Raw genomic sequence first — 16,126 nt, 5'->3', positions numbered from 1 at the left:
TAGCGATGACTCTGTTCGTGAATTATTTTTTAATAAAGGAAGGTTTACGATTGAAAACTATTCGGGAGGTGACGGCGATTGATGGCGATCATGATCGTATGCCCGAAATGCAGAGGGTCTGGTCAAATTTCATCCTTCCTTTCTAAAAAGAAAACGTGTGCCGCTTGCAGTGGAACAGGGAAAATTAAGAGCATGAGCCCGAAAAATAAGGTTTAATAGTATGTTTAGATTAAAAAGTAGAGGATTTTGATGGAAGTTAACTGCTTTGTCCCCTCTGAGTACGAAAAATCAGGTGAACTCTACCCTGGATCAAATTAATTCGGTCACGGATTGTATTAATTCGGCCACGAACAGTAATATAGTCCTGATTTTTAGGACAGGAAAAATCTGAATTTGAAAAAAGGGTGACAATTAAGTCAGCCCTTTTCTTTAATCTATTTAGCAACGATTGTGTCGACCTTTTTCATCACATCTTCCTTCAAGTTTGCAAGATTGACCTGGCTACCCTCTAAGGACGATGATTGGACTCCGAAATAAAACTTGATCTTCGGCTCTGTTCCGGATGGTCTCAGGCATACCCATGACCCATCCTCAAGTAAATATTTAATCACATTTGAAGGTGGGAGTCCGATCGGTTCTGTTTCTGTTTTTTCGACGATAAGACGTTCTCTGTCTTGGTAATCTTCGATGACTGTGATTGGGATGCCTGCAAATTCAGATGGCGGCTGGTTACGGAATGTCGCAAGAATCCCCTGAATTTGTTCAGCACCTTGCTTTCCTTTTAACGTTAACGATTCAAGACCTTCCTGATAAAAACCATACTTTTCAAACACCTCGAGTAGTCCTTCATAAAGAGTCATTCCCTTTGACTTGTAATAAGCCGCGACCTCTGCTGCCATTAAGCACGCCTGCACCGCATCCTTATCCCTGACAAAATCGCCGATCAAGTACCCATAGCTCTCTTCGTAACCGAACAAGAACGAATGCTCACCTGACTTTTCATACTCTTTGATTTTTTCACCGATAAATTTGAATCCGGTTAACGTATCGACCGTTTTCAAGCCATACTCAGATGCAATTGCTCGCCCGATTTCAGATGTGACGATCGTTTTCAGAACGACTCCATTTTCAGGCAGGACACCTTGTTTTTTCTTTTGGCTGAGCAAATAGTTCAATAGTAAAGCCCCTGTTTGATTCCCGGTTAAAACAACATATTCATCCTGCTTATTTTTAACTGCAACCCCGACACGGTCAGCATCAGGATCAGTCGCAAGTAAAAGATCAGCGTTTTCTCGTTCACCATATTGAATCGCATGTGCAAATGCCGCATGCTCCTCGGGATTCGGTGATTTTACTGTAGAGAACTCTGGGTCTGGAAGCTCTTGCTCGTGAACAACCGTTACATTTTTGAAACCTAACGCATCAAGACCTTCCCGAACAGGCTTATTCGCCGTTCCGTGTAACGGTGTGAAAACAATCTTCAAATCATTTTCCTTTTGAATCAAATCCGGATTCACTGAAACTCCAACGAGCTTTTCTACATAAGTACGATCGATTTCAGCTCCGAGCATCGTTAACAGTCCAGTAGTTTTCAGCTCTTCCTCACTCGCTGTTTGAACTTCGAGTTCGTTTTCAACCTCATTCACGTAATGGATTACTTCACTTGCCGTATCTGGTGGCAGCTGCCCACCATCTTCACCATACACTTTATATCCGTTATATTCAGGCGGGTTGTGACTAGCTGTAATCACAATCCCTGAAAAGGCATTTAAATATCTGACTGCAAAGGATAGTTCAGGCGTTGGACGAAGTTCGTCGAATACGTATGTTTGAATTCCGTGATAGGCTAACGTCTTAGCTGCCTCCATCGCGAATTCAGGGGATTTATGACGAGAATCGTACGCAATGACGACTCCTTGGGCTTTTGCGACATCTCCGTGTTTTTCTATGTATCTTGCAAGACCTTCAGACGCTTTCCTGATGGTATATTTATTCATCCGATTTGTACCTGGTCCAATTTCGCCTCTCATACCACCGGTGCCGAATTCGAGATTTTTATAAAAGCATTCTTCGAGTTGGTCTTCTTGATCTTGAATTGCTGTAAGCTGCTGCTGCAATTCTGTATCTAATTGTGTAAATTGATTCCATCGCTCATAGTTTCGTTTCCAGCTCATTTCTTCCTCCTCAGTATTCCATTACATTTCTTTTCTATTGTATCGAAAAATCAGGTTCACAACCACTATCAGTACGCATCACCTTCCAGTCGCTCGGATTATCTCATTCTCAAGCTTAAGCCGATTCTTTTCAGCCTCTTCAACCGTCCAATTAAGATAATCCCCAATAAAGGATCGAACCGGTTCCTTCCATTTTTCTACCTCATCAATATGAAAATAAAGCTGTGAGGTTCTGCGGATAAAAAAGTCTGTGAGCGTTGCCGTCATTTCCTCTTCAATGCTGTAGATAAGCGTTGCTTGCAGCCAAATCGGGAGTTTGTCTTCACCTTGGATACCTAGGTGCCACCGCGCAATTTCATAAAGCTTTTCAACATTAGAGCCATAGCGTTTACTAAGTGTTTCAGCTATATCATGCTCGAAACCAGCTTGAACCCCCTGTTCTGTTGCCCTTTTTACAAAAGCTGAAAATTGCTCTGGTCCGCCAACTTCTCCACCTGAAAGAATCGTCGTTCCCGTTTTTGCAGATCTCTCAATGTCATTTCGATTCATACGCTTTACAATCGAATCAACCGTTCGCTTTGCCATCATCCGGTATCCGGTAAGCTTCCCACCTGCAATAGTCACAAGTCCACTCTTTGATAAAAAGATTTCGTCTTTCCTTGAAATTTCCGAGGGGTCCTTTCCTTCTTCATGAATTAAAGGTCGTAACCCAGACCAAGAGGATTCGATGTCCTTTTCAGAAAGGTCAGCCTCAGGGAACATCGCATTAACCGCTTCAAGTAAATAGTGACGGTCTTTGGGGGTTATCGTCGGATGGACTCGATCATCCTCGTAAAACGTATCGGTTGTTCCGATATAAACCTTCCCGTCCCTGGGAATCGCAAAAATCATTCTTCCATCCGGCGCGTCAAAATAAACTGCGGTATGTAGCGAAAGTTTTTCATTTGAAACGATAAGGTGAACGCCTTTCGTTATATGCAAATGTTTATCATTTTTGGATCGGTCAAGCGCGCGAATATCATCCACCCAAGGGCCAGTTGCATTGACGACAACATCCGCCTTTATCGTGTAGGAAGCCCCACTAAGTGAATCAACAACCTGAACCCCGGTCACTTTACCTTTATCATAAAGAAGGTTTTCGGCACGGCAATAATTCACTGCATAAGCACCTGTTCGAATGGCTGTTTTTAATACTTCCATCGTTAAGCGAGCATCATCTGTCCGGTACTCAATATAGCGCCCTGAGCCCTTAAGCCCATCAGCTTTTAACATGGGGACCCTTTTCAACGTCTCTTCTTTATTAAGCATTGTCCGCCGTTCATGTTTCTCTACTTTTGCTAAAAAATCATAGAGCATCAAACCGACGTTCGTCATCAGTATTCCATAAGTTCCACCCTTAATGATCGGGAGGAGCATTTCAATCGGTTGTGTAACATGAGGAGCATTTCTGTAAACTATCTTCCGCTCTCTTCCAACTTCAGCAACGAGCTTCCATTCGAACTGCTTTAAATAGCGAAGACCGCCATGGATCAGTTTCGTTGATCTACTCGAAGTTCCTGCTGCAAAGTCCTGCATTTCTACAAGACCGCATGATAATCCTCTCTTTTGTGCATCAAGCAAAACCCCTGCACCGGTAATTCCACCACCAATGACAAGGACATCGAGTTTCGAATCCTGCATTTCCTCTAACCATCTAGTTCGATTTTGTACAGAAAACACACCCCTCATTCAAACCGCTCCCCTCTGTACACTCTCTTGCTGATGAGTCGCCATTATTTAAATGCCATTGCCGCCTTCACAGCCTTTTTCCAGCCTACATAAAGAGCTTGTTGTTCATCCTTGGCCATGTTCGCCTCGAATTGCCGATCGACCTTCCACTTTTCACTAATTTGATTTTGATCGTCCCAAAACCCGACTGCAAGACCAGCAAGATAGGCAGCCCCTAGCGCCGTCGTCTCATTAATGACAGGGCGTTCTACGGGAACACCTAAAAGATCACTCTGAAACTGCATCAAGAAATTATTTTTAACCGCCCCACCATCGACACGAAGCTTTTTCAAAGGCAGTGATGCATCCTTTTCCATCGCGTTCAAAACATCCTTAGTTTGATAGGCAAGAGATTCTAGGGTTGCCCGAATGAAATGCTCCTTTTCCGTTCCTCTCGTAAGACCAAACACCGCTCCACGAACATCACTGTCCCAGTATGGTGTGCCGAGTCCGACAAACGCTGGAACAACGTAAACACCGTCCGTAGAAGTAACACGTTCTGCATAAGCTTCACTAGCTGCAGCATTCTTCAGCATACGTAAACCATCCCGAAGCCACTGAATCGCAGAACCTGCTACAAAAATGCTTCCTTCTAATGCGTATTCAACCTTGCCATTGAGTCCCCATGCAATCGTTGTCAATAACCCATGCTCCGATTTCACTGCTTTTTCACCGGTATTCATCAGCATGAAGCAGCCTGTTCCATACGTGTTTTTTGCCATTCCTTTTTCAAAGCATGCCTGACCGAACAAGGCGGCCTGTTGATCCCCTGCTACTCCAGCAATCGGAATCGACTCTCCAAAGAAATGCTCTTTAATCGTTTCACCGTAAACTTCTGAAGATGACTTAACCTCTGGCAGCATCTCTTCTGGAATCTCCAGCATACTCAACAGCGCTTCATCCCACTTCAATTCATGAATATTAAAAAGAAGCGTTCTCGATGCATTCGTATAGTCGGTTACATGAACATTACCGCCACTTAGTTTCCAAATTAACCATGAATCAATCGTTCCGAACAACAAATCGCCATTTTCAGCCTTCACTCTTGCACCTTCCACATTGTCAAGAATCCATTTTACCTTCGTCCCTGAAAAATACGGATCAATTAACAGCCCTGTCTTTTCCTTCACCATATCTTCATAACCGTCTTCTTTCAGTTCATCGCAAATCGATGCGGTTTGTCTCGATTGCCAGACGATTGCGTTGTAGACAGGCTTTCCTGTTTGTTTATCCCAAACAACGGTTGTTTCACGCTGATTAGTTATCCCGATTGCCTGCACCTCTTTCGGCTCAACCGCTGCATTCGAAAGCACTTGTGAAATCACAGCTAGAATCGTGCTCCAAATTTCCTGAGCATTGTGCTCGACCCAACCGGACTTCGGAAAATATTGCTTGAATTCTAATTGTGAGAGTTCCACAATTTCACCATGATGATTGAATAATATCGCTCTTGAACTCGTTGTCCCTTGATCCAAAGCAAGTATGTAACCTTGTTTCATTCTTTCGCCTCCATCCAGGGTTTTTCTATTTACTTTATGATTTCTGCAGGTTTTTTCTGTCTCCTTCTTTTAGAAAAAACGCCGAATTCCTTTTTGAAGGTAGACTGCTGATTGCCGAGGATAGAATTAACTGCGAAAAATGAATATTAACTGCGAAATCACGAAATTTAACTGCGAAAAATGAAATTCGTGTTTAAACCGGCTTTCGGCAGCAGTTGCAGACACCATTTGTCAGCATTTCCCGGAAAATATCCTCGAAAAATAGGAATGCGACAGAGTTTATTATAAAAACGGAAAAGATGACCCGATTATCCGAGTCATCCCACCATTAATCATCCTGCTTTTTCATGATTACTTCATAAAGGTCTTTCCTGCGATCCCTCAATTGCATCACACTTCCAGAACGGCGATGTCGTCTTAGGATCTCAAGGTCAACATCTCCAACCACAACTGTTTCGATGTTCGGATTACATTCTCCAACAATACCATCCCGCGGGAATGTGAAATCAGAAGGTGTAAAAATCCCTGATTGTGCATATTGAACATCCATGTTTTCAGTTTGAGTTAAGTTCCCAACAGTTCCAGCAAGCACTGTATAGACTTGGTTTTCGATGGCTCGAGCTTGTGAACAATATCGCACTCGCAAGTATCCTTGACGATCATCGGTACAAAACGGCGTGAAAATGATTCGAGCCCCTTGGTCAGTTACGTATCTTGCAAGCTCAGGGAATTCAATATCATAGCAAATCAAGATTGCAATTTTTCCACAATCCGTGTCAAAAACATTCACCTTATCTCCATGGCTGATCCCCCACCACTTACGTTCATTCGGTGTGATGTGCAATTTATATTGTTTTTCAATCGTTCCATCACGTCGGAATAAGAAGGCGATGTTGTAAATCTCATCACCTTCTGCCACAAAGTGTGATCCACCGATAATGTTGACATTATAGCGAACAGAAAGATCACTGAACAATCCGATGTAGTCTTCGGTGTACTCGGTTAGCCTCCGTACAGCTTGACTTGGGCTTTTTTCATCGAGAAACGACATCAATTGTGTCGTGAAAATCTCCGGGAACACAGCAAAATCCGAGCCGTAATCTGAAGCAACATCCACATAGTATTCAACCTGATTCGCCAATTCATCAAAAGAATCGATTTGCTTCATCATATATTGAATGGTCGTAATCCGGACTGGAAATGACGTCTTAAAATGTCGTTTCGAAGTCGGGCGGTAATCGATGTTGTTCCATTCCATTAATGTAGCGTACGAATTGGATGCTTTATCATCTGGAAGGTACGATGGATTGATCCTCATCACAGTGAACTCATTCATTAATTGGAACGTAAGAACAGGATCATAAATATTGTGGAGTGCAACCTGTTTCACATATTCTCTCGGTGACATTTTGTCTGAATATTTATGATAGTTTGGAATCCGCCCACCGATAATAACACTCTTTAAATTCATTTTTTCAGCAAGTTCTTTTCTAGCCTCGTAAAGCCGTCTTCCGATTTTCATCCTCCGAAAATCAGGGTGAACCATCACCTCAATTCCATAAAGATTATAGCCTTCAGGATCGTGATTCGTAATGTAACCGTTATCGGTAATTTCGTCCCACGTATGCTTTTCATCGTACTCGTCAAAGTTGACCACTAAACTCGAACACGTTCCTATAATCTGCCCATCGTATTCGACACAAAACTGACCTTCAGGAAAGATTTCAAGATGGCTTTTTAAATGCTCCTGTTTCCAAGGAACCATGTTTGGAAAACAAAGCTTTTGCAGCTTCAGAATATCAGGAATATCGGATTCAAGGATCGTACGTAACAATATTTTCTTTTCAAACCTAGATTCATCAATTGAAGTCACCGTTATCTTCCTTCCCAAAATGGTGTGTTTTCAACAACGTTCCAATTCGCTATTTCCAATCCTTCATCCTTGTTTCTAAATCGGATGTATTCAATTCAAGCTGGATTTCATCGGGATCGAGAAAGTTAATCACTTTCCCTCCGCCTCTTTGGATTGGGCCACGTACTATCGAGACATTCGCTTGTTTCAGCTTTTCAACCGCTTCATCAAAATCATCTTCAGCGATAGAAAATGCGATATGGTCAACCCCTCGCACATGTTCTCCTTTTGCTAAAGTGTCTTTTCGTTCCATTAAGCAGATCCAAGCACTACCCCACAACAGGTAAGCATCGGTATTCCCAAGGTGGATCCTTTTTAATCCGAGCACCTTTTCATAAAATTGGAGTGAGGCAGAAAGGTTACCAACGATCAATGTGACGTGGTTAAACCCGTTTATTTTCATTTTCCCTCTTTGTGCTCGTTTGTAAACCGACTGATCATATCCTCTAATTTCAATTCAGCAAGGGATTCCAATTTTAAGTCCAAGTCATCGAAGGTTAAATGGCTTGTTACCAAATTCGGTATGACGACACAATATAAACCCGCTTGTTTCGCAGCCTTTGCACCATTTGAAGAGTCTTCAAATGCGATTGCCTCTTCTGGTTTGATATCTAGGCATTTTACCGTTTCCATATAAAGTGTTGGATCAGGTTTGACGTTCTCGACATCATTGGACGTTCTTATACATTCGAAATACTCACTGATCCCGAGATTATCGAGGTGAGAACTGACCCATTCATATGTAGAACTCGAAGCAAGCCCGATCTTTAAGCCGAGCCTTTTTGCTGCTTCAAGGTATTCAATGACACCTGGTAACGTAGACTTCGTTTTGATCTGTTCTGTAAAAAGGTCTTTACGCTTTTGCTTGATCATGTCCCGGTCAAGCGATTTTCCAATTTGTTTCTCCAGATATTCATGAGCATCAAAAAAATTGGCGTGTGTTCCGATACACTCTCCCCAAACTTCAATCGGCAATTCCGCGCCATATTCTTTATAAATCGTTTGCAATCCCTCGAATTCACACGATTCTGTATCTAAAATCGTCCCATCAAAATCAAACACAACTGCCTTGATCATGTAATCTCACTCCCCATTTAGTTTCCTTTCCATTAGTTTATCAAATAATCACAAATGGTAATAATCGTTGCGCTTTAAAAAAAGCTGATGTGATTGAAGTTTTTATGTAAAGCTAACTCATATTAAATGTTTATAACACTCAATTAGCTATCAAAAAAGGAAGCAAGACCATGAAAGTCTGCTCCCTTTAATGTGTACCGTTATTGTTGTTGCGGTTGGGAAGGAGTTGAAATGCTTGAAAGTGCTTGTCCTGCCTCGTTTTGATAAACATTTTTCGTTGCAAGGTCGCCAAGGGAAACCATACCGACGATTTGATTGTTCTCCACTACCGGCAAACGACGGATTTGATTCTGGGACATAAGCTGTGCAGCCTCGTGGGCGTCCATATTCGGATTACCTGAAACGAGGTTTGAGGACATACACTGCGATACAGGTGTATTACCATCAAGTCCCTGTGCTGTTGACCGGAGTGTTATATCACGGTCTGTAATAATACCACGCACCTGTCCGTTGTCTACAACCGGTAATGAACCTACATTGAATTGGCTCATTAACGCCGCTGCTTCACGTAAAGATTGTTGAGATGATACAGAGGCAATATTATTGGACATTATGTTTCGAAGTTGTTCTGACATAAATGCATTCCTCCTTTCCCTTATATTGTAGCCGGCACTGATTCAGATTATTTTTCCTCTTTTTTCTGCTTTTTCACCTTTAAGAAATGGTTTGATTTAACTCACAAAAAGTACTTTGAAATATATGTTTCAATTCCAAACAATTTCCTCTACACTGTAAATGTATCAATTTAAAATTGACATCATGAAGGTGGCACTATGAACAATAAGCAGTTTTACAATGTAATGGAAGAGATTGTACCTACGATCGTAAAGGTGTTGTTAAACAGCCCTGATTACCAAACCGTCTGTCGCTGTGAAAAATGTACTGTCGATATCATTGCTTTAAGCTTAAACAGCATTCCCGCCCGTTATGTCACTTCAGATGATAAGCGTAACCTGGTGTACGAATTATTCGGAAAACCGTTTATGAGAGAAATGCTTAACAAACATATAATCGGTGCCATTCATGTCGTTCGGAAAAACCCTAATCATGACTGAGGTAGTTCGGTTAAAACTTTCAACGTCTTCCCGTCACTCTTTATAATGATCGTTCCGAGTTTATCTGTTCGAAACACCTGAACATCATTCTTTTTTAAACGGTTGAGAACTTCTTTGCTTGGGTATCCGTATTTATTTTTACGACCTACTGAAATGACCGCATGTTTCGGTTTTGTACGTCTAAGAAGTTCTTTTGTTGTTCCGGTATTGGCACCGTGATGGGCAACTTTTATAAGATCGACAGGGTCATCACCCAACCTTTTTAACAGCTGGCGTTCTGAAACAACACCAGCATCGGCCATCAGCAAAAATGAATTCTTATTATGTTGGATCCGTATCACAGCTGAGTAATCGTTTAAGCTTTTATATCTTTTTTTCGATGGTGCTAAGAACTCAATCTTAATATTTCTCGCCAGCTTCACCTTAACCCCCGCCTTCGCCTCATGGATGACAATGCCGTTTCGATCAATTGAGTTGATCAACCTTTTATAATATGAGGTGTGATACGTGACGGTAGGCATATAAAATGAATCTACATCAAATGACTCAAGAATACGATCCATGCTTCCGATATGATCATGGTGCGGGTGTGTTGCTATGACTAAATCGAGATGTTCGACACCCCTATTTTGAAGGTAGGATACCACCTTTTCCCCATCATGCTCGTCTCCAGAATCGATCAATACATTTTTCCCATTCGATGTTTCCAAATAGATTGCATCCGCTTGTCCAACATCTAGAAAGTGCAGCTCCATATTGGTTTTCCATAACGCTTCAGCAGGTTGCGGAGAAAAGAGGAATAGCATAACTATTGTCAAAAGAGATAGCCTTCGGAATGTAACCGCCCCCGTTCTATTTGTTGTCCAATAAAAAATTCGGCTTGTCCCAATCGATGAACCTTTTTAGAACTGTTTTTTAATTAGTGTATGTAGGATAAGTGAGATTATTTTTCCATAAAAACCCCTTTTTTAAAACATGAAAAAAGCCATCATATTGGATGGCTTTCAAAGGTTTTCCTTAACTTTAAAATGTCAGTCTGCGCGATCGTTTCTTCGTCTAAGTCCTAACAAGCCTAAAAGCCCTGCAAGTCCAATCCAACCCCAATCATTACCCTCATCACCATTTGCGGCGGTATCGTTAACATCCATAATGTTGGCTCCGTTATCATCATTAATTCCATTGCCGTTATTTCCGAGACCATTGTCATTATTTTCAATGCGGTTATCGTTGTTATTATCCATATTTGCAAAAGCCGTACTTCCTAGAGCCGTTAACGATAAACCAAGAGCGAGTACCATTATCATTAGTTTGTTTTTCATGAATATCCCTCCAGTATGTAATTAGTATCGCAGTTTTAGGATATCCACCTTTTTATTCTTCATACATTAATACGTTCAAAATCCAGGAAATATTTTTCCATAAAAATCCCTCCATCCATTGATGAAGGGTTAACTGCTTCAAGCTGGATTTCGTTCTTCTTTACTGAAAAAGCTCCGCATCGAATGATAGACGTCTCGTTTTTCTTTTAAGATATAGTAATTAAATTTTGGATTGTTGATGTTTTTGTACACGCTCATTAAGGTGCTGTGGCGGTTATAAGGATTCACTTCCCCATAGCCGAACATGTTCGAAACCTCCATAAGCTGCTGAACGAGCTTTATACACCTGGCATTGTCACTTGTAAGATTATCCCCATCAGAAAAATGGAATGGATAAATGTTGTAGCGGCTCGGTGCATAACGAGCATCAATGAGCTCTAATGCTTTTCGATAGACGGAAGAGCAAATTGTACCTCCACTTTCACCTTTTGAAAAAAAATCTTCTTCTGTAACAACCTTAGCTTCAGTATGATGTGCAATAAATTCAATTTCTACGGTTTCATATTTAGAACGTAGGAATCGGGTCATCCAGAAGAAAAAGCTTCTCGCCATATACTTTTCCCAAATTCCCATTGATCCTGATGTGTCCATCATCGCTAATACGACGGCTTTGGATTCAGGCTTTTCGATTTCATTCCATGTCTTAAAACGTAAATCTTCCGGAATAATCGGCATGATTTGTGCTTCACCTTTTAACGCATTCCGTTTGTACGCGGTCAGGATCGTTTTTTTCTTATCGATGTTGCCCATCAAGCCGGTTTTTCGAATGTCATTGAATTCAACTTTTTCTCTAATGATGTTATCCTGCTCTTTTTGTTGTAAATTCGGAAGCTCTAGCTCCTTGAACAGAAGTTCTTCAATTTCGAGTAAGGATACTTCTGCCTCGTAATAATCCTTACCAGCCTGGTCTCCTGCACCTTTACCTTTTCCTGCTCCATTATTGCCGCTCGGTTTACCTTCGCGTGCTATAACATCACCAACCTGGCTGTCACCGTCTCCCTGTCCGGCATGCTTTGCTTTATCGTAATTGTAACGAATTTTATATTCATCGAGGGAACGAATCGGAATTTTGATGACATCATGGCCGTTCGATAATATGATGCTTTCTTCGCTAATTAAATCCGGTAGGTTGTTCTTTAAGGCATCCTGTACTTTCTCCATGTGGCGTTGCTGATCTTGATAGCCTTTTCGATGGAGGGACCAATTCTCCTGTGACACGACGAAGTTACCTTTTTTGTTGACGGTCATATGATTCCCCTCCTTTTTTTACTTATTACATGCCATCCCTGTAAAGCACGTATACTATACGGGGATTACTCTATCCTATGCAGTAAAAGTTCAGAATTGCTAATAAGTTCAAACAAAAAGGACGCTTGTCTAAGTATATTTTCAACGTATTAAAGAGATGAAGGTATTGCTGTTCGATTCTTCTGAAATATAGGATCGTGTCCCACTATCACTTTTTTAGGACTCATCCTCCTAATATATAGGTGATTGTATCCCGCAAATCGTTTTTTCAGGACTCAACCTCCTAATATATGGGTGATTGTATCCCGCAAATCACTTTTTCAGGACTCATCCTCCTAATATATGGGTGATTGTGTCCCGCAAATCGTTTTTTCAGGACTCATCCTCCTAATATATAGGTGATTGTGTCCCGCAAATCGTTTTTTCAGGACTCATCCTCCTAATATATAGGTGATTGTGTCCCGCAAATCGTTTTTTCAGGACTCATCCTCCTAATATATAGGTGATTGTGTCCCGCAAATCGTTTTTTCAGGACTCATCCTCCTAATATATGGGTGATTGTATCCCGCAGTCGTATGTATACTGTTTAAAAAAATTCGATACAATTAAATTGAACGAAGCTTTTTCATGAAATCGATAATTGGGTTTATTGTAATGGTGGTTTCACTTTGTGGAATATATTATTGGTATCGTATCCTTGTTGCTAGCGGTGGTCCTGTTTTTACTCTTTTGGAACTCCTTTAAGAAAATAATTAGGAGGTAGCTTTTAAAAGCAATAAGGAAAACTTGGCAAGAGCAAAGCCTTGGTGTGGCGATCGCCCTAGCTGCACTTATACTTGGGACGTAAACTTTTCTCCAACGACGGTCAATTCTTCTTGCTGAAAAGTTATACTTTCCCAACGTGCAAAAAAAAAGCCCGCCTGCTGGCGAGCCCTCTTCAACTTATTTATCTTCGTCCTTATCATCATGCTGCTCCGGATCTGGAGTTTTTCCACTTTTCTTCACTTCTACATTCGAAGAGACATGCTCCATAATTTTACTGTGGTCTTGTAATTCTTCTTCATTCCGTACCATTGAGCTGTTTTTTGGTTTCGTATCTTTATCGTAGCCCATCTTTACCACCTCTTGCTATACACTACCCGAGGCATTTGCCATCTAAACCTTATTCGATGACTTTAAAATCTGAAACCGGCCAATAACGGAGGTTAACCTCACCGACGACTTTTTCGATTGGTACAAAACCGATATGACGACTGTCAATACTGTGAAGACGATTATCGCCGAGCACGAAAATCATACCCTCAGGAACACGTTCAACGTCTGTTATGTCCTTTAATGTAAAATCTCCTGTCAATTGGCTTCCTTGTTCAAGTCCTTCTTTAAACGGCTTAAGGTAAGGCTCTTCTACTGGTTCACCATTAATGAATAGTTTATCATTGCGATACTCAACCTTATCTCCAGGCAGGCCGATGATCCGTTTAATGTAATCCTCTTTTTCATTCGCGTGGAAGACAATTAAGTCAAACCGATCGGGATTTGTTATATTATAGTTTATTTTGCTTACAATTAAACGATTGCCTTCCTGTATGGTCGGCATCATTGATTCTCCATAAACCACGTAGTTCGTGAACAAAAACTGACGAACGATGAAAGCGATTAAGAGGGCAATACCGATTGCTTTGACCCATTCCCAAAACCCATCTCTGTTTCTGGCCATCAAGCTTACACACCCTTTTTATTTGTTATGTTTAATCTACCATTTTATACAATTTAACTGCAAGTATACGCCTTGTTAAATTATTGTGAAGATTGAGGAAAGGGAAACCGGAATACGTTTGTAAATCAATATGTACAGGTTATAAAAAGGGCCAGACACCATAATGTAAGCCATATTCAACAAGGCTTAATCAAGGTGTCTGACCCATACACATTATCGGTTCAGTAAGCTTCCGACATAGCGGAGCAATTCGTTTGCAGATATGGAGTTATACCCGTGTTCATCAATCAAACGGGCGATGACTTCATTCACTTTCTTCAGCTGGGACTCATCAGGGGTTTTCGTTGACGTTGTAATCTTGACGACATCCTTCAGGTCTGCGAACAATTTCTTCTGAATTGCTTCACGTAACCGCTCGTGCGAATTGTAATCGAATTTCTTCCCTTTGCGGGCATAGGCGGAAATACGAATTAAAATCTCTTCACGGAACGCTTTTTTCGCATTCTCGGAGATCCCGATCTGCTCCTCGATTGAACGCATTAATTTTTCATCTGGATTCATTTCATCACCGGTTAATGGATCACGCAACTTATTTTTATTACAGTACGCTTCGACATTATCTAAATAATTATCCATTAATGTTTTCGCAGATTCTTCATACGAATATACGAATGCTTTTTGAACTTCTTTTTTCGCAATATCATCATATTCTTTTCGCGCTACCGAGATAAAGTTGATATACTTTTCACGGTCTTCCTTCGATATTGATGCATGCTGATCCAATCCATCCTTTAATGATCGCAGTACATCAAGTGGGTTGATTGCTGATACATCCTTACGAATTATTGCCGATGAGATACGGTTGATGACATACCGCGGATCAATTCCACCCATACCTTCATCATTAAATTCCTTTTTCAGTTCTTCCACATCGGCAGTGTTAAACCCTTCAACATTCTCCCCATCGTACAGTCGCATCTTTTTAACAAAATCAACACCCTGTTTACTAGACTCCTTCATTCTTGTAAGCACTGAGAAAATTGCGGCGACACGAAGTGCGTGCGGTGCAATGTGAATGTCAGCAATATCACTCTCATTAATCATCTTCTCATATATTTTCTCTTCCTCAGTAACCTTCAAGTTATAAGGAATCGGCATTACGATGATCCTTGAATGTAAAGCCTCGTTCTTTTTATTTGATATAAATGATTTGTACTCCGCTTCATTCGTATGGGCTACAATCAGTTCATCCGCAGAAATCAATGCAAACCGACCTGCTTTAAAATTTCCTTCCTGGGTAAGGGACAGCAAATGCCAGAGGAACTTTTCATCACACTTCAGCATTTCCTGAAATTCCATCATCCCTCTGTTAGCTTTGTTTAATTCACCATCAAACCGATAGGCACGCGGGTCTGACTCAGATCCAAATTCAGCAATAGTTGAAAAATCAATACTTCCTGTCAAATCAGCGATATCCTGGGACTTTGGATCGGACGGGCTAAACGTCCCGATACCTACTCGCTTGTCTTCATTAAGGAATATCCGCTCTACCATCATGTCTTCAATCCGTCCGTCGTACTCCTTCTCCAACCGCATTACATTAAGAGGTGACAAGGAACCTTCAATCCGAATCCCATAATTCTTGTAAAATTCCTCCCGTAAGTTGTGAGGGATTAAGTGGAGTGGATCTTCATGCATCGGACAGCCTTTAATTGCATAAACTGCCCCTTCATCCGTTCTTGAATATGCTTCAAGACCTCTTTTCAGCATTGTTACTATCGTTGATTTCCCTCCACTTACCGGACCCATCAATAATAAAATCCTTTTCCGAACATCCAAGCGCTTTGCTGAAGGATGAAAATATTCCTCGACAAGTCGCTCAATAGCCTCTTCTAGCCCGAAAATCTGATTGGAAAAGAATTTGAAGCGTTTTTTAGAGTCGCTTCCTTGTTCAATTCCATGACTTTTAATCATATTATATACACGAGAATGGGCAGATTGAGCAACTTCCGGACGCTCTCGTAGAATCTCCAAATATTCAGCGAAGGTACCTTCCCAAACCAATCGTTTTACTTCTTCACGGTGCCGTTGCAGTTTACCTAATATATCCATGAGTACCCCCTCCAAGGAATAATGGTGCATGTAATACATCGTATGCCTTGTTTAACGGTATCATTCAAGCTTATTTTCCAACCAAATGCTTCTCAATAAATGGTAAAATGAAGAAACAATACAAAC

The 16,126-nt window shown here is 41.1% G+C and carries 15 protein-coding genes; 2 read left to right on the top strand and 13 right to left on the bottom strand.

Annotated features, from left to right (window positions below):
* Positions 1 to 78: 78 nt before the first annotated feature.
* The gene (locus MOJ78_RS03760; protein WP_304981324.1) at positions 79 to 216 is read left to right on the top strand and encodes a hypothetical protein; all 138 of its coding nucleotides are present in this window, start codon (positions 79 to 81) and stop codon (positions 214 to 216) included.
* A gap of 218 nt (positions 217 to 434) precedes the next feature.
* Here MOJ78_RS03760 and MOJ78_RS03755 read toward each other — a convergent pair whose 3' ends face one another.
* The 7 genes from MOJ78_RS03755 to MOJ78_RS03725 all read right to left on the bottom strand — a co-directional run bounded on the left by MOJ78_RS03755 (position 435) and on the right by MOJ78_RS03725 (position 9,064).
* The gene (locus MOJ78_RS03755) at positions 435 to 2,174 is read right to left on the bottom strand and encodes a phospho-sugar mutase (protein ID WP_304979880.1); all 1,740 of its coding nucleotides are present in this window, start codon (positions 2,172 to 2,174) and stop codon (positions 435 to 437) included.
* Positions 2,175 to 2,252: 78 nt separating this feature from the next.
* Positions 2,253 to 3,902, bottom strand: coding sequence for a glycerol-3-phosphate dehydrogenase/oxidase (locus MOJ78_RS03750; protein ID WP_304979879.1), 1,650 nt, complete (start codon positions 3,900 to 3,902; stop codon positions 2,253 to 2,255).
* Between the two features lie 44 nt (positions 3,903 to 3,946).
* Positions 3,947 to 5,440: a glycerol kinase GlpK gene (glpK, locus tag MOJ78_RS03745; RefSeq protein ID WP_304979878.1), complete on the bottom strand. Its 1,494-nt coding sequence runs from the start codon at positions 5,438 to 5,440 to the stop codon at positions 3,947 to 3,949.
* A 328-nt stretch (positions 5,441 to 5,768) separates the two neighbouring features.
* The gene (locus tag MOJ78_RS03740) at positions 5,769 to 7,313 is read right to left on the bottom strand and encodes a bifunctional GNAT family N-acetyltransferase/carbon-nitrogen hydrolase family protein (RefSeq protein ID WP_304979877.1); all 1,545 of its coding nucleotides are present in this window, start codon (positions 7,311 to 7,313) and stop codon (positions 5,769 to 5,771) included.
* A gap of 49 nt (positions 7,314 to 7,362) precedes the next feature.
* Complete coding sequence (locus MOJ78_RS03735) at positions 7,363 to 7,755, bottom strand: VOC family protein (RefSeq protein WP_304979876.1); 393 nt, start codon at positions 7,753 to 7,755, stop codon at positions 7,363 to 7,365.
* Positions 7,752 to 8,429: an HAD family hydrolase gene (locus MOJ78_RS03730; protein WP_304979875.1), complete on the bottom strand. Its 678-nt coding sequence runs from the start codon at positions 8,427 to 8,429 to the stop codon at positions 7,752 to 7,754. The genes MOJ78_RS03735 and MOJ78_RS03730 overlap by 4 nt, the downstream gene beginning before the upstream one ends.
* Positions 8,430 to 8,629: 200 nt before the next feature.
* The gene (locus MOJ78_RS03725) at positions 8,630 to 9,064 is read right to left on the bottom strand and encodes a CBS domain-containing protein (RefSeq protein ID WP_304979874.1); all 435 of its coding nucleotides are present in this window, start codon (positions 9,062 to 9,064) and stop codon (positions 8,630 to 8,632) included.
* Positions 9,065 to 9,262: 198 nt separating this feature from the next.
* Between MOJ78_RS03725 and MOJ78_RS03720 the strand changes: the two genes are divergently transcribed.
* Complete coding sequence (locus MOJ78_RS03720; RefSeq protein ID WP_304979873.1) at positions 9,263 to 9,544, top strand: late competence development ComFB family protein; 282 nt, start codon at positions 9,263 to 9,265, stop codon at positions 9,542 to 9,544.
* Here MOJ78_RS03720 and MOJ78_RS03715 read toward each other — a convergent pair.
* The 6 genes from MOJ78_RS03715 to MOJ78_RS03690 form a co-directional block, all read right to left on the bottom strand.
* Entirely contained in the window at positions 9,535 to 10,362 is an 828-nt protein-coding gene (locus tag MOJ78_RS03715; RefSeq protein ID WP_304979872.1) for a ComEC/Rec2 family competence protein, read from the bottom strand. The two genes, MOJ78_RS03720 and MOJ78_RS03715, sit on opposite strands and share 10 nt — an antisense overlap.
* Positions 10,363 to 10,575: 213 nt before the next feature.
* Positions 10,576 to 10,863 (bottom strand): WGxxGxxG family protein, encoded by a 288-nt coding sequence (locus MOJ78_RS03710; protein ID WP_304979871.1) that lies wholly within the window; start codon positions 10,861 to 10,863, stop codon positions 10,576 to 10,578.
* 138 nt (positions 10,864 to 11,001) lie between these two features.
* Entirely contained in the window at positions 11,002 to 12,171 is a 1,170-nt protein-coding gene (gene yhbH, locus MOJ78_RS03705; RefSeq protein ID WP_304979870.1) for a sporulation protein YhbH, read from the bottom strand.
* A 942-nt stretch (positions 12,172 to 13,113) separates the two neighbouring features.
* The gene (locus MOJ78_RS03700) at positions 13,114 to 13,284 is read right to left on the bottom strand and encodes a hypothetical protein (protein WP_304979869.1); all 171 of its coding nucleotides are present in this window, start codon (positions 13,282 to 13,284) and stop codon (positions 13,114 to 13,116) included.
* 49 nt (positions 13,285 to 13,333) lie between these two features.
* Entirely contained in the window at positions 13,334 to 13,888 is a 555-nt protein-coding gene (gene lepB, locus MOJ78_RS03695; protein WP_304979868.1) for a signal peptidase I, read from the bottom strand.
* A 213-nt stretch (positions 13,889 to 14,101) separates the two neighbouring features.
* Positions 14,102 to 16,000, bottom strand: a complete 1,899-nt coding sequence (locus MOJ78_RS03690; protein ID WP_304979867.1) for a PrkA family serine protein kinase — start codon at positions 15,998 to 16,000, stop codon at positions 14,102 to 14,104.
* Between the last annotated feature and the right edge of the window lie 126 nt (positions 16,001 to 16,126).

Origin of the sequence: Alkalihalobacillus sp. AL-G, assembly GCF_030643805.1 — a bacterium.
Classification (GTDB): Bacteria; Bacillota; Bacilli; order Bacillales; family Fictibacillaceae; genus Pseudalkalibacillus.
The sequence above is the reverse complement of the archived record's forward strand: the minus strand, read 5'-3'. Positions and strand labels throughout refer to the sequence as shown.